This is a genomic window from Amycolatopsis sp. NBC_00345 (assembly GCF_036116635.1).
Classification (GTDB): Bacteria; Actinomycetota; Actinomycetes; order Mycobacteriales; family Pseudonocardiaceae; genus Amycolatopsis.
This window is the reverse complement of record NZ_CP107995.1, coordinates 7,757,642-7,776,291: the sequence shown is the minus strand read 5'-3', so window position 1 is coordinate 7,776,291 and position 18,650 is coordinate 7,757,642. Positions and strand designations below refer to the sequence as shown.

The following is an 18,650-nucleotide window of genomic DNA, read 5'->3' as shown; positions in this document are numbered from 1 at the left end:
GGTCCGACCTAACGCGACGGCGATTCTCGCTGGGTCGGGCCTAACGAGAAGGAGCGGCCGGGCGGTAAACGGCCACAGCAATCTGCGCGAACGACCGGATGAGCGGCCCAGGATTGGCACCGGCCCAGGCGACGACCAGGTTGCTGGGCGGCATGTCCACCAGTGGCACCGTCGTGAGCCCCGCGGGCAGCTTGTGGACAAGTGGCGTCAGCCCCACGGACCCGTTCCACAGGACCGCCTGCATGCACTCATGGACCGTCCGCACGACTGGGCCGTCCTGAAGTGGGCCGGCTGGGCCGCGCCAGTACGCCCGCCAGATCGGGTCGGTGCCTTCCGGCAGCTGGAACCACAGGCGGTCGGCGAGGTCGTCGGAGTGGAGGCTTTCCCGATCGGCCAAGGGATCGTCCGCGCGGAGGACCACGCCCATCGGGTCGGTGCGCAGCACGTGGGTGACGATGCCCGTCTCGTCGAAGGGCGCGCGGGTGAGGGCCACGTCGACCTGGCCGGTTCGCAGCCCGACGGTCGGGTCGGTCAGGTCCGCCTCGCGGATCCGGACGTGCAGCCCGGGATGACGTTCGCGGTACGCGGCGGCCAGCCGGATGCCGACCTGCTCGGCGCTGTCGGCGAGGGTGCCGACGGTGATGGTGGCCGCGCCGGCCGCCGCGGCCACCCGCGTGCGAACCTGGTCGGCCTGGGTCAGCAGGGTGCACGCCTCGTCGTAGAGCGCCGAGCCGGCGGCGGTGAGCGCCACCCCGCTGGGCGAGCGGTGCAGCAGGACCTGGCCCAGGTCCGTCTCAAGCTGCTTGATGGCCCGGCTCAACGGCGGCTGGGTCATGTTCAGCCGCGCGGCGGCCCGGCCGAAGTGCAGTTCCTCGGCGACCGCCACGAAATAACGCAGCTCGCGTAAGTCCATCACCAGTGACGATACCCGGACGGTATCGGTGGCGCGGGATCGGACTTGGACAACCTCGCGGCTGCGCGGTGGACTGGACCTACGTTGATCCGCCGCGCCACCGCCCGTGTTCGAGCGGTGGGACGTCGGCGCTTTTGGTGCGGGGAGAAGTCATGGTCGAACCAGTTTCATCAGATCCCGTCGTGCAGGTAGCGGGAATTCAGGAACTAGCGCGGGATTTGGTGGTCATTCCGAACGGAAATGTTCAGCTCGTGCCGAATATCGGCGTCATCGGCGGACGGGACGCCGTTCTTGTCGTCGATACCGGAATGGGTCCGAGTAACGCGGAAGTCGTGCTGAAATTCGCGGAGGAGTACGCGCGAGGTCGCAAGCTGTACCTGACCACCACGCATTTCCACCCCGAGCACGCGTTCGGCGCGCAGACCTTCGCGGGCGAGGCGACGTTCCTGATCAACCAGGCCCAAGCCGACGACCTGAAGACGAAGGGGCCCGGCTACCTCGAGATGTTCCGGGGGCTCGGCGCCGCGGTCGCGCACCGGCTGGAGGGTGTTGAGCTGGCGCAGCCCGACGTCGTCTACGACCAGGCGTATGACCTGGACCTGGGCGGTCGCGTGGTGCAGCTGCGGGCGACCGGCCGTGCGCACAGCCGGGGCGACCAGGTGGTGAAGGTGCCCGACGCGGACGTCCTGTTCACCGGCGACCTCGTGGAAGCGGGCCAGTTCGCGATCTTCCCGTGGTTCCCGCCGCACGACGCCGACGTTTCGGGCACCCGCTGGCTCGCGGTGATGCGCCGCCTGGCCGCCGAGCCCCCGCGAGTCGTCGTCCCCGGCCACGGCGCCATCGGTGACGCCCAGCTGCTCGCCGACGTCCGCGACTACCTCACCCTCCTCCGCGACGAAACCTGGGCCCGCCGCGATTCGGCGATGAGCGAGGAGACGATCGTCGAGGAGATTTCGGCGCTGATGATCCGGCGCCATCCCGATTGGGCCGGCCGGGAGTGGCTTGAAACGGGGGTGAAATGCCTTTGCTCCGAACATCCGGCGCCGATTGGCAGTGGCGTGGAGTGATGGACGGAGAACGTCCGCGACAATCCGGCCACGTCAATCCGAGCACGCAAGCCCGCGAGCCGAACCGACCTAAGCCGAACGCCCCCGAATCAAATCAGCAGCCTTCTCCGCCACCATGATCGTCGGTGCGTTGGTATTCCCGCGCGGGACCACCGGCATCACCGAAGCATCAACAACGCGCAGGCCGTCCACACCGAGGACGCGAAGGTCCGGGTCGACCACCGTGCCGATCGCGCAGGTGCCGACCGGGTGGTAGAGCGTCTGGGTGTTCTCGCGGACGTGGTCGGTTAGCGCGTCGTCCGACAGCTCGTGCGTCGACGGGAGGAAGGGCTTGTCCAGGAAACGCGCCAAGGGGCCCGAGCGGCCGATCTCGATCAGCGAGCGCAGGGCGGACTTGATGGTGTCCAGGTCGATCGGCTCCGAGTAGTACGCCGGGTCGATTTCCGGCTTCCACATCGGGTTCGCCGACTTCAGCCGGAGGCGGCCGCGGCTGGCGACGTCCACCAGGGTGGCCGCGGAGGTGAAGCCGGGGAGGGTGGGCTCGCGCATGCCGTTGTCGTAGAAGAGCGTCGGGGCGACGTGCACCTGCATGTCCGGCCCGGCCAGGCCGTCGCGGGTGGAGAAGAACGCGCCGGCCTCGCCGATGTTCGACACCAGTGGGCCGCGCCGCGTCAGCTGGTAACGCACGAGCCCGGCCGGGGTGGCCGCGTCGATCAGGTCCGTGGTGCCCTTGGTGGACCAGATGATCCCGGCCGCTGGGTGGTCGTGCAGGTTGTCGCCGACGGCGCTCAGCCCGGCGACCACGTCGATCCCCAGCTCGCGCAGGTGCTCGGCCGGGCCGACGCCCGACAGCATCAGCAGCTGCGGCGAGTTCACCGCGCCACCGGACAGCACCACCTCGGCCGAGGCGCGCACCGTCACCTCCACGCCCTTGTCCACATAGGACACGCCGACCGCGCGCGTGCCCTCGAAGACCACGCGGGTCGTCTGCGCGTGGGTGCGCACGGTCAGGTTCGGCCGTGACAGCGCGGGCCGCAGGTAGGCGTCGGCGGTGGACCAGCGGCGGCCGCGCTTGCACGTGACCTGGTAGACGCCCGCGCCCTCCTGCGCCTCGCCGTTGAAGTCCTCGTTGCGCTTGAGCCCCCAGCTCACGGCGCTGTCGACCCAGGCGCTCGACAGCTCGTGGGTGAAACGGCGGTCCTCGACATGCAGCGGGCCGTCGGTGCCGTGCAGGGGGCCGTCGAAGCGCTGGTTGCCCTCGGCGCGCTTGAAGTACGGCAGGACGTCGTCCCAGCCCCAGCCGGTGGCGCCGTGGGCATCGCGCCAGCCGTCGTAGTCGGCGCGGTTGCCGCGGATGTAGATCATCGCGTTCATGGACGAGCTGCCGCCGAGCATCTTGCCGCGCGGCCAGTAGGCGGGCTTGCCGGTGTGCTTCTGCTCGACGGTCTCGTAGTTCCAGTCCCAGCGGGTCTTGAACAGCGACGCGAACGCGGCCGGGATGTGGATCTCGTCGGCGGTGTCCTCGCCGCCGGCCTCGAGCAGCAGCACCTGCGCCGACGGGTCCTCGCTCAGCCGGGCGGCCAGCACGCACCCCGCGCTGCCCGCTCCGACGATGACGTAGTCGAAGGACTCCTGACCGGCCACGATGCCTCCAGCTGCTCATGTTGGCGTGCCGCCAACGACTCATCATGGCCCAGCCCGCGGCCTGGGGAAAGGCCCCTTGAGCAGCATCCTCCTGGCGCCACGTCGTGGCCAGTCGCAAGGCGCCCGGCACCGGTCGGGCGGACGCCGGGGCCGGTCAAGTACGCTCAGGCGGTACCCACGACCTGCGTGAATAAGGAGCAGCCAACCGTGGCCCGAGTCGTCGTCGACGTCATGCCGAAACCCGAGATCCTCGACCCGCAGGGCCAGGCGGTGGCCCGCGCGCTGCCGCGGCTGGGCTTCAGCGGGGTCGTGGAAGTGCGTCAGGGCAAGCACTTCGAGCTCGAGGTCGACGATTCCGTCGACGACGAGACGCTCGCCAAGATCGCCGAGGGCTTCCTCGCCAACCCCGTGATCGAGCAGTGGACGATCCGCCGGGTGGACGCGTGAGCGCCCGAATCGGCGTCATCACCTTCCCCGGCACCCTCGACGACGGCGACGCCGCGCGCGCGGTCCGTTACGCCGACGCCGAGGCCGTGCCCCTGTGGCACGCCGACGACGACCTGCACGGCGTCGACGGCGTGGTCGTCCCCGGCGGCTTCTCCTACGGCGACTACCTGCGGGCCGGCGTGATCGCGCGCTTCGCGCCGGTGATGACGTCGGTGATCGAGGCGGCCCGCAAGGGCATGCCCGTGCTCGGCATCTGCAACGGCTTCCAGATCCTCTGCGAGGCCGGCCTGCTGCCCGGCGCGATGATCCGCAACGTCGGCCTGCACTTCGTCTGCCGCGACCAGTGGCTCCGTGTCGAGAACAACGAGACGGCCTGGACCACGCGGTACGAGCGGGGCGCGGAGATCCTCATCCCGCTGAAGAACAACGACGGCTGCTACATGGCCGAGCAGCCCACTTTGGACATGCTGGAGGCCGAGGGCCGCGTCGCGTTCCGTTACGTCGGCGGCAACCCCAACGGCTCCCGTAACGACATCGCGGGCGTCCGCAGCGAGAACGGCCGCGTGGTCGGCCTCATGCCGCACCCCGAGCACGCGATCGACGCGCTGACCGGCCCGTCGGACGACGGCCTCGGTATGTTCTACAGCGCGGTGGACGCGCTCGCGAAGATCTGAACCACAAGAGCCACAAGGAAAAGGCCTCGCACCCGGACACCCGGTGCGAGGCCTTTCCCAGGTCACCTCAGGCTTTGCCGTGGTCGGAAGACAGCCACTTCTCCGGCCGGACGCGGATCAGCACCGAGCCCTCGTTGAGCCTGCCGTCCACGAACGCGCGCGCCTGGTCGTCCGGCGAGTAACGGGCGGCGATCCGGAACGCCTCGGCGTCGGTGGGCGCCTCGGAGGCCGCCACCACCGGCCCGGAGACCGTCACGTACCGGTACGGCCGGGTCTCCTGCTGCACCGAAAGGCTCAGCTCCCCGGCGGCCTGGATCGCCCGTCCCTTCGCCGAGCCCCGCTGGGTCCACAGCAGAAGCTCGCCGCCCGGCTCGTAGTCGTACCAGATCGGCACGGCCAGTGGCGGCTGCCCGTCGCGCGCGACGGCGAGCACCCCCACGTGCGGCTCGGCCAGGAACTTCTCGCGTTCGGTCACAGTCATAACCGGCATAAAAACCCCCGTCAGGTCGGTTCGAACCGAACCAACGCCGAGGCCGCCACCCACATTCCCCGAGGACTCAGCCCGCGGCCGCCACCAGCCGGGCGTAGGGACCGCCCGCGGCCATCAGCTCCGCGTGTGAACCGAGCTCCGTGATGCGCCCGCCCTCGACCACGGCGACGCGGTCGGCGGCGGCCGCCGTGTGCAGTCGGTGGGCGATCGCGATCACCGTGCGGCCCGCGAGGACCGCGTTCAGCGAACGCTCCAGCTCCCGCGCCGAGCCCGTGTCCAGCAGGGACGTCGCCTCGTCCAGGACCAGCGTGTGCGGGTCCGCCAGCACGACGCGGGCCAGGGCCAGCTGCTGCGCCAGGCCCGCGGGCACGGCGTACGCGCCCGAGCCCAGCTTCGTGTCCAGCCCGTCCGGCAGCGCCGCCGCCCACTCGGCCGCGCCGGCCGAGGCGAGCGCGGAGGTCAGCTCCTCGTCCGTCCAGTCGCCCCCGTCGCGGCGCGCGGGCAGCGACAGGTTCTCCCGCAGCGTGCCGGAGAACGTGTGGTGCTCCTGCGTGAGCAGCAGGACCTCGCCGCGCAGGACGTCGTCCGCCAGGGTCGACACCTCGGTGCTGCCAACGCGGATGGAGCCCGCCGTCGGCGCCGAGATGCCCGCCAGCAGCCGCCCGAGGGTCGACTTGCCCGCGCCCGACGGTCCGACGATCGCCAGCCGCTCGCCGCGCGGCACGCGCAGGTCGATGCCGTGCAGCACCTCGCGGTCCTCGGTGTAGCCGAAGCGGACGTCCTCGACGGTGATGTCCCGCCCGCGCGGCACCGACGTGTCCTTCGCGACCGTCGACAAGGACGGCTTCACGCCGAGGATCCGGCGCGCGGCGGCCAGCGCCACCTGCAGGTCCTCCATCCAGAACAGCGCCTCGTTCAGCGGCGCGGTCATGGCCTGGGCGTACGCGAGCATGGTCGTGATCGTGCCCAGCCCGGCCCAGCCCTGGCTGTACGCGAACGTGCCGATCAGCAGCATCACCGCGATCGGCAGCACGTAGCTGATCTCCAGCGACGGCAGCCAGCGCAGCTGCAACGCCCGCATCCGCCGCTCACCGAGCACGGCCTGGTCCAGCGCGTCGGTGCCGGTGCGGATGCGCCGCTCGGCCAGGCCCAGCGCCTCCGTGGTCCGCGCGCCCTCGACCGTCTCGTGGGTGGCCGACTGCAGGTCGCCCCAGCGGTCGAGCATCCACGCCATCCGCGTCGGGATCCGCCGCTGGTACCAGATGTTCACGGGCACCAGCAGCGGCACGGCGACCAGCAGCCCCAGCGCGAGCAGCGGCGACGTGATGACCATCGCCACGGTCGTGAGCACCACCGTCACCGCGGCGATCAGGATCTCCGGCGCCGCGAAGCGCACGGCGTGGTCCAGCCGGCTGATGTCGCTCGTCGCGCGGCTGAGCAGGTCGCCGGTGCCGGCCGCTTCGACGGTGCCGAGCGGCAGGTCCAGCGCGTTCGTCACGAACCGCTCGCGGGTCTGCGCCAGCACGCGCTCGCCGAACATCCGCCCGCGCAGCCGCGCCGCCTTCTTCGCCAGCGCCTGCAGCACGAGCGCCACGATGAAACCGCCGGCCAGCAGGTCGACCCGGGTGGTGCTGCTGCCGCTGACCACGCCGTCGACCAGCAGGCCGAGCAGCTGCGGCCCGGCCAGCCCGATCAGCGTGGCCAGGAAGAACAGGCTGAGCATCACGGTGAACTCGCGCCGGTGCTCGGCCGCCGTGCTCAGCACCCAGCGCCGGACATCGCGCCGCGAGGCCAGGGGAAGCCGCTTCACACCGTCACCGCTTTCGCTCGTACCACTTCGTCCGCCACGTGAATCCACAGTGGACTCTGGCTGAAGACCACGGTCGTCCGTCCACGCCGCAGCTGCGCGACGCGCTCGGTGATCCGGGCCTCGGTGTGCGCATCGACGGCCGAGGTCGGCTCGTCGAGCAGCAGCACGTCGGCGTCCACCGCCAGTGCCCGCGCCAGGTTCAGCCGTTGCCGCTGGCCGCCCGACACCTCCCGGCCGCGCTCGCCGATCAGCTCGTCGACGCCCTCGGGCAGGGCCTCCACGATGTCGTCGCCGTCGGCCGCGTACAGCGCTTCGGTGATGCTGACTTCGCCGGGCCGGGCCGGCGCCAGCTGGTCGCGCAGCACGCCGGAGAACCAGATGTCCTGGTTGTGCGCGAACACCACGCGGGCGCGCAGTTCCGCCAGCGCGACCTGGTCCGCGGGCACGCCGCCGACCAGCACGCGTTCGCCCTCGGCGGCGTCGGTGAAGCGCGCCATCCGCTCGGCGATCGGCTCCGCCTCGGCGCCGAGGTCGACCACGGTCAGCCGGCCGGGCGCGACCCGGATGCCGCTCTCGGTGTCGACGAGGTCCAGCAGCCCTTCGGGCAACGGCACCGGCGACGCGGGCTCGGCCAGCTTCGGCCGCAGGGACAGCAGGCCGCAGATCTTCCGCGCCGCCACCGTGCCCGAGCTGAGCGCGCTGACCGCCTCCGTCGCGGTGCTCACCGGCACCACCAGGAACGCCGAGACGCCGTAGAACGCCACCAGCTCGCCCACGCCGATGGTCCCGTCGAGCGCGAGCCGCGCGCCCAGCCAGGTGATCGCCACCGTGACCAGGCCCGGCAGCACGATCTCCGCGGCCGCCAGCCACGCCTCGCTGCGCCCGACCTCAACGCCGGACCGGCGCACGACCTGGCTCGCCGCGCGGAACCGCTTCAGGAACCGGCGCTCGCCGCCGACGCCGCGCAGGATCCGCAGGCCGGACACGATGTCGGCGCCCAGCGCGTTGACCTCGCTCAGGTTCTCCCGCTGCACGGCCTTGCGCTTCTGCAGCGGCCGCAGCAGGGGCCCGATGCCGAGCACGGCCAGCGGCACGCCGACCAGCGCGACGATCCCGAGCAGCGGCGACGAGGACAGCATCGCGATGCCGATCACCACGAACGCGACCACCGAGCCCACCGTGCGGCCGATCACCTCGAAGGTGTTGCCGATCCAGTTGATGTCCGAGGACGTGACCGCGACCACGTTGCCGGTGGTCGTCGCCTCCCGCAGCACCGCGCCCAGCCTCGTGGTGTGCGACGTCACGAGCCGCTGCGTGGTGCCCGCGCCGTGCAGCCACAGGCCGTACGAGACGAAGTGCAGCCACGTGCCGAAGCCCGCCTGCACCACGCCGAGCCCGGCCGCCACCAGTGCCCACCGCCAGAGCGCGCCGGTGTCGCCCGCGGCGATCGCGTCCACGCCGCGGCCGATCACCAGCGGCAGCAGCGCGCTCGGGAGTGACCACAGCGCACCGGTCACGGCGGCCGTGACCACCAGCCACGGCCGCGTGCGCAGCATCGCGAGCAGGAGGCGTCCGGCCGTCGGCCGGTCGGGCAGCCGGGGTGTCGGGAAGGGGTACGTGGCGGAGAGCACGATTATCAACGGTAAGTGGCGCGCCACCGTCGGCGCGACCGATTTATCCCCTGGCGAACGGCCCGGCTCGAAGGCCGCTAAGGCCTCCTTACCCGCGTGGGACGCGGGTAAGGAGGCCTTAGCGGCCTTTGCCCGGCGGGTGGCAGCCACCTGCGGGGGTGACGGCTGCAACACGTAGTCTTGGGCCTGTGGCGAACCCTGACACGGACACCGTGACCAGCACCGTTGACACCACCGCGCGGGCCGCGGAGACCCCTGAGACGACGCAGCCGTACGTGGAACTCGGCCTCGCCGAGGACGAGTACGCGCGGATCCGCGAGATCCTCGGCCGCCGTCCCACCGACGCCGAGCTGGCGATGTACTCGGTGATGTGGAGCGAGCACTGCTCGTACAAGTCCTCGAAGAAGCACCTGCGCTACTTCGGCGAGACGGCCACGGACGAGATGAAGTCGAAGATGCTCGCGGGCATCGGCGAGAACGCCGGCGTCGTCGACATCGGCGAGGGCTGGGCCGTCACGTTCAAGGTGGAGAGCCACAACCATCCGTCCTATGTGGAGCCGTACCAGGGTGCGGCCACCGGCGTCGGCGGCATCGTGCGCGACATCATGGCCATGGGTGCCCGGCCGCTCGCGGTGGCCGACGCGCTGCGCTTCGGCCCCGCGGACGCGCCCGACACCAAGCGCGTGCTGCCCGGCGTCGTCGCGGGGGTCGGCGGCTACGGCAACTGCCTCGGCCTGCCGAACATCGGCGGCGAGCTGGTGTTCGACCCCAGCTACGCGGGCAACCCGCTGGTGAACGCCCTGTGCGTCGGCGCGATGCGGGTCGAGGACCTGCACCTGGCGTTCGCCTCGGGCACCGGCAACAAGATCATCCTGTTCGGCGCGCGCACCGGCCTCGACGGCATCGGCGGCGTCTCCGTGCTGGCCAGCGACACCTTCTCCGGCGACGAGTCGGAGTCCGGCCGCCGGAAGCTGCCGAGTGTGCAGGTCGGCGACCCGTTCACCGAGAAGGTGCTGATCGAGTGCTGCCTCGACCTCTTCAAGGAAGAACTGGTCGTCGGCATCCAGGACCTCGGCGGCGCCGGGCTGTCCTGCGCGACGTCGGAGCTGGCGGCCGCGGGTGACGGCGGCATGCAGATCTACCTGGACCGCGTTCCGCTGCGCGCCACCGGAATGACCCCGGCCGAGGTGCTCTCCAGCGAGTCGCAGGAGCGCATGTGCGCGGTCGTCTCGCCGGAGAACGTCGAGGCGTTCATGGCCGTGTGCCGCAAATGGGACGTGATCGCCACCGACATCGGCGAGGTCACCGACGGCGAGCACCTGGTGATCACCTGGCACGACGAGGTCGTGGTCGACGTCCCGGCGCACACCGTCGCGCACCAGGGCCCGGTGTACGACCGGCCGATCCAGCGTCCGTCCACTCAGGACGCCCTGATCGCGGACACCTCGGCGGGCCTGCCCCGTCCGTCCACTCCGGACGAGCTGCGCGCGGACCTGCTGAAGCTGATCTCGTCGCCGAACCAGGCGTCGAAGGAATGGGTCACCTCGCAGTACGACCGCTACGTGCGCGGTAATTCCGTGCTCTCCCAGCCGTCGGACTCCGGTATGATCCGGATCGACGAGTCCAGCGGCCGCGGCGTTTCGGTGGCCACGGACTGCAACTCGAAGTTCGTCTACCTCGACCCGTACCGCGGCGCGCAGCTCGCGCTGGCCGAGGCGTACCGCAACGTGGTGACGGGCGGCGCGACCCCGGTCGCGGTGTCGGACTGCCTGAACTTCGGCGCCCCGACCGACCCGGCCGTGATGTGGCAGTTCGAGCAGGCCGTGCACGGCATCGCCGACGGCTGCGTGGAGCTGGGCATCCCGGTCACCGGCGGCAACGTGAGCTTCTTCAACCAGACCGGTTCGACGGCCATCCTGCCGACCCCGGTGATCGGCGTGCTCGGCGTGATCGACGACGTCACCCGCCGCATCCCGACCGGCATCGGCGCGGAGGCCGGCGAGACGCTGCTGCTGCTCGGCGACACCCACGACGAGCTGGACGGCTCGGCCTGGGCCCGCGAGCTGCACGGTCACCTCGGCGGTGTGCCCCCGCGCGTGGACCTCGCCCGCGAGAAGCTGCTGGGCGAGATCCTGGTGGCCGGCTCGCGTGACGGCATGATCTCCGCCGCGCACGACCTCTCCGACGGCGGACTGGCGCAGGCGCTCGTCGAGACCGTCCTCATCGGACAGTGCGGCGCGCGGGTGTTCCTCGACGCCGACCAGGACCCGTTTGTGCAGCTGTTCTCGGAGTCCTCGGGCCGGGTGCTGGTGGCCGTGCCGCGCACGGAGGAGCTGCGGTTCACCGAGATGTGCACCGCGCGTGGCCTGCCGTGGCGCAAGACCGGCGTGGTCGACCCAGAGTCCGGGGCGCTGGAGCTGCAGGACATCACCGAGTTCACGCTCGACGAGCTGCGGACCGCTTTCGAGAGCACGCTGCCCGCGCTGTTCGACTGAGTTTCTTCACAGGGGCCGTTCCCGGGTTTCCGGGAGCGGCCCCTTTTTCTCGGTCAGCCGGCCGGATCCGTCGGGGAGCGGTTCCAGCTCCCAGCTTTCCGGCAGCACTGCATCCTTTGTGGACAAAATCTTGGTGTTGTACAACGAAGGCCGTTCCGGCTCCCGCGCGAAGTCCAGCTCGGTGTGGCCCCGGAAGCACGTGCGGCGCAGATCCAGCGAACCGTCGAAGGAAGCGCCGGTGAACACGGCGTCCTTGGCGAACACCGCGTCCTTGAACGCGGTGCGGCCGCGGAACTCGGTGTCGGTGAAGTCGGCGTCCTCGCTGAACTTCGTGCCGCTGAACCACGCGTAGTCGAGGAATTTCGTGCCCCGGCAACTGAACCGGCCGACCAGGCGGCCGTCTTCCGTGCCCGCGGCGGTGAAGTAGGCGCGGCCGGTGAACACGCAGCCACTGAGGTTGGTGCTGCTGTAGAGCGCCGCGTACCGCAGCAGCAGGCCGCCGATCCGGCGGTGGGAGAGGTCGAGGTACTCCAGCACGGCGCCGGTCAGGTCGAGGTCGTAACTTTCACCGTCCACTTCGGACGCCGGTGGCAGCAGGTCGGCGACGAGCCGTTGCGCGGTCAGGCGTACCTGCAGCTCCCGCTCGTCCTCGGGCGTCGCATCGCCCTCGGTGTACCGGGCATGGGTGAACGGGCGGCGCAAGTACGAGCACAGCACGTCCAGCACCGTCTGCGTGTACTGCGGACGGCTGCGCGCGAGGCCCGCCAGCGCGTGCAGCGCGCCGACGCGCACCTGGTCGGCCTCGTGGCCGAGCAGCTCGACAGACTTCGCGAACCGCTCGTCGGCGGCCCGGTCACGGTCCTGCTCGGTGCGGCGCATCTCCAGGTCGTGCCGCTGGCGCTCGACCTCCTGCCGCGCCTCTTCGACGCGGCGCCGGCGGTCGTTGAGCCACAGCGCGTACAGCGCGACGACCGCGCCGCCGGCCAGGCCCGCGGTCTTGAGCGCGTCGCTGCGGCTCGTCGCGGGGTCGGTCAGCAGCCAGCCGCCGACCCCGCAGAGCAGCACGAACGACGCGACGAACGTCCAGAGCAGCGGAGAGCGCACCGGATCAGAACGCGATGACGAAGAACCCGCCGATGCACCACTTGCCGTCGAACGAGCTCGCGATCACCGAGCCGTTGGCGTCCTTGCCGGACACCGAGCCGCTGATCGTGGCCGTGACGATCGCGCTGCCCGAGTACTCGCCCGCCTTCAGCTGCGGCGTGCCGGCAGTGGACTCGGTGATGCTGTCCTTGGAGAAGGACTCGCTGCCCTCGCAGACCATCGAGGTCGCGCCGGCGGCGTCCTTCGCGTTGACCTTCGCCAGGAACGCCTCGACGGTCGCCTTGCCCGCGCCCGGGTCGCTGGTGCCGCCCGAGCCGGGCGCGTCGGACTCGCCGGTCGGCGGCGAGGACTCGTCCGTCGGCAGCCCCGGCGCCGAGGTGCGGGGCTGCTGCTGCCCCGAAGGCGGATTCTGGGCCGTGTTCGTCTTGTCGTCCTTGCTCAGGAAGAACCCGGGCGCGACGAAGCCGGTGATGCCGAGCGCGACGACCAGGACCACCGCCACGGCGATCCCGACCCACAGCGCGGTCTTGTTCTTCTGCGGCGGCGGCCCACCCGGACCACCTGGCCCACCCGGTCCGCCGTAGCCCTGGCCGTACAGCTGCTGGTTCGGGTCCCAGCCCTGCTGAGGCGGCGGCTGGTTGGGGTCCCAGCCCTGCTGCGGGTACTGCTGGGTCGGGTGCGGCTGCTGCTGGTACGGCTGCCCGTACTGCTGGGTGTTCGGGTCCCACGCGGGCTGCTGCTGGGCGTTGGGATCCCAGCCCGGCTGCTGCGGCTGCTGGGCGTTCGGGTCCCAGCCCTGCGGCTGTTGTTGCGCGTTCGGGTCCCAGCCCGGCTGCTGCGGGACCCCACCCGACGGGGGCTGTTGCTGCCAGCCCTGGCCGTAGGGGTCGGGCTGGCCGCCCTGCCCGGGCTGCGGTGGGTAGGTCATCTCCGGTTCCGCCTTCCTGCTGCACCGATTCGCGCCGCGGTCTGACGCCTGGTGAGCGCCGGCGGTTCCTCCGCCCCACAGTGCCCTGCATTCTGCAAGGTCGGACGGCCTGGCACAAAAGCGGCTCCCGGCCGCCCCGCCTCGCGGGAGGCGGGACGACCGGGAGTCACCAGCGGATCAGCCGTTGGCCAGTGCCTGCACCCGGTCCAGTCCACCGTTGAAGGTGTCCTGGTCGAGCGGGCTCGAGGTGTACTGCCAAACGGTGTAGTAGCCCCAGCCGTTCGGCAGCGTGCCGACCGACGACGCGTACCGCGCGACCCAGAGCGGGACGGTGTCGCCGAAGGTCTGCGACGTGCCCACGCACTGGCTCCACCAGCTCGTCGAGGTGTAGATGACGGGCCAGCGGCCGGTCTTGGCGTGGTAGGTGTCGTGGAAGTCGCGGATCCACGCGCCCATCGACGCCTGGCTCAGGCCGTAACAGGTGTCGCCGTACGGGTTGTACTCCATGTCCAGCGCGCCCGGCAGGGTCTTGCCGTCCCCGGACCAGCCGCCGCCGTGCGCCACGAAATACGTGGCCTGCGCGGCGCCGCTCGCCGTATTCGGGGTGGCGAAGTGGTACGCGCCGCGGATGAAGCCCTGGTTGTACGAACCGTTGTACTGCTGAGCGAAGTACGGGTTCGTGTAGTTGGTGCTTTCCGTCGCCTTGGTCCAGACGAACCGCTTGCCCTGGCCCCACCAGTTCGCCCAGTCGACGTTGCCCTGATAACTGGCGACGTCCATACCGGCGGTGGTCGCCAGTACCTGGTTCGGAATGGCGGCCGCCGGCTGCGGTTGCTGCGCCGCGGCGTCGGTGCCGGGGGTGGAGGTGTCGCCTTCGACCCGCCGGATCTGGGACCCCAGCTCGTGGTTGTGGACCAGGATGTCGGCGTTGATCGCGTTGACCTCGTCGGCCGACGCCGGGTTGTTCGGAACGGCCGTCGCCTGAGCCGCGGTGCCGAGCAGGAGCGCCACGGTGGGGATGGCCAGGACGGAGAGCAGAATCGAGCGCCGTCCTCTTCGGGAAGTGGACATCGTTGAATCCCTTCACAGATACCCTCGCTGAGGGCGGCTATGTGCAGGTAGCCGCCCGTGGGGAGATTCTTGAGGACGGACTCGCGTTTGTCACCAAGTTCCGCGAAGTTAAAAGTTCACGTGGGTGATTTTCCTCAGTGGATGATCGTCAATTCGTTAGCTGATAACGAATGTTCACCCGATTGCCAGATTGCGCAGGAGCGCGAGGGGACCATTGAGCCAGTTCTGGTCGCCCGGCAGCACGCCCTTGTCCGCAAACTGCCAGATCGACTGGCTGCGCCATCCGGCGGGCAGCTCCCCGACCTGGGTGTTGTAGCGCGCCAGCCACAGTGGATTCGCGCCGAACGCCGGGCTGTTGCCGGTGCACTTCTTCCACCAGCTCGTGGACGTGTAGATCGTCGGCAGCCGACCGGTGCGCGCGCGGTAGGTGTCCGAGAAGGACTGGATCCACGCGACGAGCGAGGCGGGGTCCTTGCCGTAACAGGTGTCGCCGTACGGGTTGTACTCCGCGTCGAGCGCGCCGGGCAGGGTCCGGCCGTCGTTGCTCCAGCCGCCGCCGTGCGCGAGGAAGTAGTTGGCCTGCGTGGCGCCGTCCGAGACGTCGGGCCGCGCGAAGTGGTAGGCGCCGCGGACGAGCCCGGCGGAGTAGGAACCGTTGTACTGCTGGGTGAACTGGGGGCTGACGAAGCCGGTGCCCTCGGTTGCCTTGACGTAGACGAACTTCGCGCCCGCGTTCGCGGCCGCCGGCCAGTCGACGGCGCCCTGGTGCCCGCTCACGTCGTGGCCGAGGACTTGGTCTTCGGCCGAGTACTGGACGTTCGGTGTGCCGCTGACGCCTTCATGCTTCGCGATTTGCGAGCCGGCGAAGTTGTCGTCGGCGCCGGCGTAACTCGGAGCCGCTCCGGCGGGCGGTCCGCACAGCGCCAGCCCGGCCACCCCGGCGAAGAGAACCGCGCCGCAGCGCAGCAGCGGATTGCGACGCTTCACCCTGGACTCCCAACCGGACGCGTGTACTCCTTACGGGGTCACGATGCCCGCCCGCTGCCGTTCCGGCGAATCGGTGATCACTCAATCGGGTTATCTGCCCAGGTCAAAGGCCGGTCTGTGACACGCGCTGTCCCTGTGGGTGATCCACTCCGGGCAGGTGGTGGTGATGCCCTGAAGGCCACCTTGAGGGACGTAGATGCCCTCAAGGTGGCCTTCAGGGCATCACGGACGCGGTTAAGGACTCCTTACCGGCGTCCCACGCGGGTAAGGAGTCCTTAACGGATTAGAGACGAGGGTCAGCGCCGCTCGTCGGCCAGCGCCTTGATCAGGTGCTCCGCCGGGACGACGGCCGTGATCAGGTCGTGCGGGTTGACCGCCACCGGGTGGCCGGCCAGCAGCCCCACGATGTCCCGGCCCAGCACGGCGCGGGCGTGCGGCCACTCGCGCGGCACCAGCGACTTGCGGGTGTAGGCGGGCACGAGCACGCGGCCGTCGGTGTTGTGGAAGCCGATGATCGTGCGCTGGATCGGCGACATCGCGTAGACGAACAGCGTCGCGTCCAGGATGACCTTCGGCAGGTCCTCGGCCGGGCGGTGCTCGGTGCGCACGAGCTGCAGCAGCTGCTCGAGGTCGTTGGCGGGCTCGGGGAAGCCGAGTGCCTTCGGGGAGGGCCGGTAGCGGTCGTTGGGGTGGAAGTCCTCGACGACGTCGCCCGCGCCGCTCACCGGGTACGCGCCCACGACGGCCCACGACGGGACCGGGCCGTTGGGGTCGAAGGCCTCGTCGATGACGTACAGCCAGCTGTTGGGGTTCGCCCGCGCGTTGGCCCGCATCTCCTCGGTGATCTCCGGCTTGCCCTGTGGGCCGCGCCGGCCGTGCCGCCCGCCCGAGGGCTGTTTTCCGCGACGCTCCGCGGGGGTGGTCCGGGAAGCCATCCGATCTGCCTCGTCCCGCTGCGCCATCGCCGTCCCTCGGTGCCGGGTGCCTGAAATCTGGTGTGCGGCCACTCTACTGTTCTCCCATGGCCTCATCGCGTTCGGTCGACCCCGCTGAGTTACGAGCCGCGGTGCTGGCCGTTTCCGGGTGGCTGCGAGGTGAGGGGCCGGATCCGGCGCGGCCCGAGCTGGCCGCGGCCGTCCGGCTGAGCCTGCGGACGCTGGCCCAGGACGCGCCCGGCCACACCGTCGAGGTTCGCGTTCCGCCGTTCGCGGCGGTGCAGTGTGTCGAAGGCCCCCGGCACACCCGTGGCACGCCGCCGAACGTGATCGAAACGGACCCGCGCACCTGGCTCGAACTGGCCACCGGACTGCTCGGCTGGGACGGCGCCGTGGACGCCGGGCGCGTGACCGCCTCGGGCACCCGGGCCGACCTCGCACACTGGCTCCCAGTAGTCCGCCTCTGATCCACTCGGGTCCGGACCGGTCAATACTCACCTGACTGTGTTCTTTGACTCCGACTCTCCGTAGAATGCCGGGACGGGGCCTGAGCCTTGCTATACGGCGTGGCTCCGTACGTGTACTTTGGGTAGTCGGGCTGAATCCCCAGGTCAACCAGCGGCGTACGGAAGGTCCGGTCATGAACGCGGTGAACGCGTCCGGTGGTGGTGAGCAGAGTCTCGGGCCCACCGCTCGCCGCATGATCCTCGGCTCGCAGCTGCGCAGGCTGCGCGAAGACGCGGGCATCACGCGCCAGCAGGCCGGTTACAACATCCGCGGCTCGGAGTCCAAGATCTCGCGCCTGGAGCTGGGCCGCGTGGGCTTCAAGGAACGCGACGTCAGCGATCTGCTGACCATGTACGGCGTGGCCGACCTCGAAGAACGCAAGGCGTTCCTCGAAATGGTCAAGCAGTCGAACGAAGCCGGCTGGTGGCGGAAGTTCGGCGAAACGGTGCCGGGCTGGTTCACCGACCTCGTCGGATTGGAAGAGGCCGCGTCGCGGATCCAGATCTGGGAGCCGCTGTTCGTCTCCGGCCTGCTGCAGGTCGAGCAGTACGCGCGGGCGATCTTCAGCCACGGCCGCCCGGAGATGGCGGACGAGCGGGTCGACCAGCTGGTGGCCCTGCGCATGCGGCGGCAGAAGATGCTGGCCCGCCCGGACGCGCCGCGCATCTGGGCCGTGCTCGACGAGTCGGTGCTGTACCGGCCGATCGGCGGGCCGAAGGTGTTCAAGCAGCAGTTGGAATACCTGCTCGAGGTGACGACGCTGCCGCATGTGTCGGTGCAGATCCTGCCGTATTGCCGCAGTGGTCTCTCGGCCGAGCACGCGTTCTCCTTGCTGCGCTTCGCCGAGACGGAGCTGCCGAACATCGCGTACGTCGAATACCTGACCGGCGCCCACTATCTCGACAAGCGCGACGAGATCGAGAAGTACGGCCGCGCCCTCGACCTGCTGGCCGTCGACGCCGAGACCCCGGAACGCAGCCGGGCCCGGCTGGCGAAGCGTCGCCAGGAGATCTGACTCTTCTTACGCGGCTCTGTTTGCCGGCGTCGGGCTCCAGCGCTCTGTTGCTCCGTTGAGCGGAGTGCAACCATTACCCGACAAAGAAATACTCACCGTAACAATTCACTCTATCGGGTACCGGTGTGTTCGCCTGACCGGGACTTTCTACTGAACTGTGTCGTCACGCTGGGAGAAATTTGCAGAAACTTCTGCACGTGCATTTACCGTTGCAAGCGCGCGTGCTAGCGTCCAAGTCACAGGCAAATGCACATGCAGATTCCTGAGCTTTTCACCGTCCCGGAAGGTGGGGATCATGGCTGAGCGGTTCGAGAACGGTGTTCCGGCCGACCGTCTGACCGGCGCCGCATGGCGCAAGGCGAGCTACAGCGGCTCCGTGGGCAACTGCGTGGAGGTCGCCCCGCTCGCTTCCGGCGAGATCGCGATGCGCAACTCGCGCTTCCCGACCGGACCGGCGCTCGTGTACACCCGCTCCGAGATGGCTGCCTTCCTCGCGGGAGCGAAGGACGGGGAATTCGACGATGTCCTCCAATGACATCCTCGGCTCCCACCGTAGTCCCGGCGGCACCGCACCGGTAGTCCTCGACATCGAGACCGGCCTGCAGGAGCTGATCGCCCGCGGGTACCAGTTCGTGCACCCGGCGGACGAGCGTGGCGAGGTGCTCGCCGTGGTGGGAGTCCGCGTCCACGACGATCTGGTGGACGTCGTCCGGCTCAACGCCGAGGACGATGTGGTCGCCCTGCGGATGCCCGGCTCCGAGGAGAACATCCTCGACCCCGAGACGTGGTTGTGGCGTTCCGAGGGCGAGGCCGCGAAGGTCCTCGCCGAGGTTCTCGCCCTGCCCGACCAGCAGGACCTGGCCGGCACCCACGCCAAGGGCTGCTGGGTCCCCGGTCGTGGCGGCACGTCGAAGTGGCTCGCGGCCCGCTGA

Annotated in this window: 18 protein-coding genes; 8 read left to right on the top strand and 10 right to left on the bottom strand. The window is 70.2% G+C overall.

Annotation, left to right across the window (positions count from 1 at the left end; translation table 11 throughout):
* Window positions 1–40: 40 nt before the first annotated feature.
* Window positions 41–913: a LysR family transcriptional regulator gene (locus OG943_RS35075; protein WP_328605216.1), complete on the bottom strand. Its 873-nt coding sequence runs from the start codon at window positions 911–913 to the stop codon at window positions 41–43.
* A 152-nt stretch (window positions 914–1,065) separates the two neighbouring features.
* Here OG943_RS35075 and OG943_RS35070 point away from each other — a divergent pair, with 152 nt between their 5' ends.
* Window positions 1,066–1,980, top strand: coding sequence for an MBL fold metallo-hydrolase (locus OG943_RS35070; protein WP_328605215.1), 915 nt, complete (start codon window positions 1,066–1,068; stop codon window positions 1,978–1,980).
* Window positions 1,981–2,049: 69 nt separating this feature from the next.
* Here OG943_RS35070 and OG943_RS35065 read toward each other — a convergent pair whose 3' ends face one another.
* The gene (locus OG943_RS35065) at window positions 2,050–3,624 is read right to left on the bottom strand and encodes a GMC family oxidoreductase (RefSeq protein WP_328605214.1); all 1,575 of its coding nucleotides are present in this window, start codon (window positions 3,622–3,624) and stop codon (window positions 2,050–2,052) included.
* Window positions 3,625–3,831: 207 nt separating this feature from the next.
* On the opposite strand from OG943_RS35065, the gene purS reads away from it, so the two are divergent.
* Together purS and purQ are read left to right on the top strand one after the other, a co-directional pair.
* The gene (purS, locus tag OG943_RS35060) at window positions 3,832–4,071 is read left to right on the top strand and encodes a phosphoribosylformylglycinamidine synthase subunit PurS (protein ID WP_328605213.1); all 240 of its coding nucleotides are present in this window, start codon (window positions 3,832–3,834) and stop codon (window positions 4,069–4,071) included.
* Complete coding sequence (purQ, locus tag OG943_RS35055) at window positions 4,068–4,745, top strand: phosphoribosylformylglycinamidine synthase subunit PurQ (RefSeq protein ID WP_328605212.1); 678 nt, start codon at window positions 4,068–4,070, stop codon at window positions 4,743–4,745. The genes purS and purQ overlap by 4 nt, the downstream gene beginning before the upstream one ends.
* A 67-nt stretch (window positions 4,746–4,812) precedes the next feature.
* On the opposite strand, the gene OG943_RS35050 is transcribed toward purQ, so the two are convergent.
* The 3 genes from OG943_RS35050 to OG943_RS35040 form a co-directional block, all read right to left on the bottom strand.
* On the bottom strand, window positions 4,813–5,226 hold the full coding sequence (locus tag OG943_RS35050) for a pyridoxamine 5'-phosphate oxidase family protein (RefSeq protein ID WP_328605211.1): 414 nt from the start codon (window positions 5,224–5,226) through the stop codon (window positions 4,813–4,815).
* 76 nt (window positions 5,227–5,302) lie between these two features.
* A complete protein-coding gene (locus OG943_RS35045) occupies window positions 5,303–7,045 on the bottom strand; it encodes an ABC transporter ATP-binding protein (protein WP_328605210.1) in 1,743 nt (580 codons plus the stop codon).
* Entirely contained in the window at window positions 7,042–8,676 is a 1,635-nt protein-coding gene (locus OG943_RS35040) for an ABC transporter ATP-binding protein (RefSeq protein ID WP_328605209.1), read from the bottom strand. Before OG943_RS35040 ends, OG943_RS35045 begins: the two co-directional genes overlap by 4 nt.
* 212 nt (window positions 8,677–8,888) lie before the next feature.
* On the opposite strand from OG943_RS35040, the gene purL reads away from it, so the two are divergent.
* Entirely contained in the window at window positions 8,889–11,171 is a 2,283-nt protein-coding gene (gene purL, locus OG943_RS35035) for a phosphoribosylformylglycinamidine synthase subunit PurL (protein ID WP_328605208.1), read from the top strand.
* A gap of 6 nt (window positions 11,172–11,177) precedes the next feature.
* Here purL and OG943_RS35030 read toward each other — a convergent pair whose 3' ends face one another.
* The 5 genes from OG943_RS35030 to OG943_RS35010 form a co-directional block, all read right to left on the bottom strand.
* Window positions 11,178–12,275: a pentapeptide repeat-containing protein gene (locus OG943_RS35030; RefSeq protein ID WP_328605207.1), complete on the bottom strand. Its 1,098-nt coding sequence runs from the start codon at window positions 12,273–12,275 to the stop codon at window positions 11,178–11,180.
* Between the two features lie 4 nt (window positions 12,276–12,279).
* Complete coding sequence (locus OG943_RS35025) at window positions 12,280–13,203, bottom strand: hypothetical protein (RefSeq protein WP_328605206.1); 924 nt, start codon at window positions 13,201–13,203, stop codon at window positions 12,280–12,282.
* 177 nt (window positions 13,204–13,380) lie between these two features.
* On the bottom strand, window positions 13,381–14,274 hold the full coding sequence (locus tag OG943_RS35020; RefSeq protein ID WP_328605205.1) for a lysozyme: 894 nt from the start codon (window positions 14,272–14,274) through the stop codon (window positions 13,381–13,383).
* Between the two features lie 174 nt (window positions 14,275–14,448).
* Window positions 14,449–15,261, bottom strand: coding sequence for a lysozyme (locus tag OG943_RS35015; protein ID WP_442874610.1), 813 nt, complete (start codon window positions 15,259–15,261; stop codon window positions 14,449–14,451).
* Window positions 15,262–15,557: 296 nt separating this feature from the next.
* A complete protein-coding gene (locus tag OG943_RS35010; RefSeq protein ID WP_328605204.1) occupies window positions 15,558–16,223 on the bottom strand; it encodes a type VII secretion system-associated protein in 666 nt (221 codons plus the stop codon).
* Window positions 16,224–16,282: 59 nt separating this feature from the next.
* Between OG943_RS35010 and OG943_RS35005 the strand changes: the two genes are divergently transcribed.
* The 4 genes from OG943_RS35005 (at window position 16,283) to OG943_RS34990 (ending at window position 18,650) form a co-directional block, all read left to right on the top strand.
* A complete protein-coding gene (locus OG943_RS35005) occupies window positions 16,283–16,663 on the top strand; it encodes a sterol carrier family protein (RefSeq protein WP_328605203.1) in 381 nt (126 codons plus the stop codon).
* Between the two features lie 173 nt (window positions 16,664–16,836).
* Window positions 16,837–17,718, top strand: coding sequence for a helix-turn-helix domain-containing protein (locus OG943_RS35000; RefSeq protein ID WP_328605202.1), 882 nt, complete (start codon window positions 16,837–16,839; stop codon window positions 17,716–17,718).
* A gap of 295 nt (window positions 17,719–18,013) precedes the next feature.
* Entirely contained in the window at window positions 18,014–18,253 is a 240-nt protein-coding gene (locus OG943_RS34995) for a DUF397 domain-containing protein (protein WP_328605201.1), read from the top strand.
* Entirely contained in the window at window positions 18,240–18,650 is a 411-nt protein-coding gene (locus tag OG943_RS34990) for a hypothetical protein (protein ID WP_328605200.1), read from the top strand. Before OG943_RS34995 ends, OG943_RS34990 begins: the two co-directional genes overlap by 14 nt.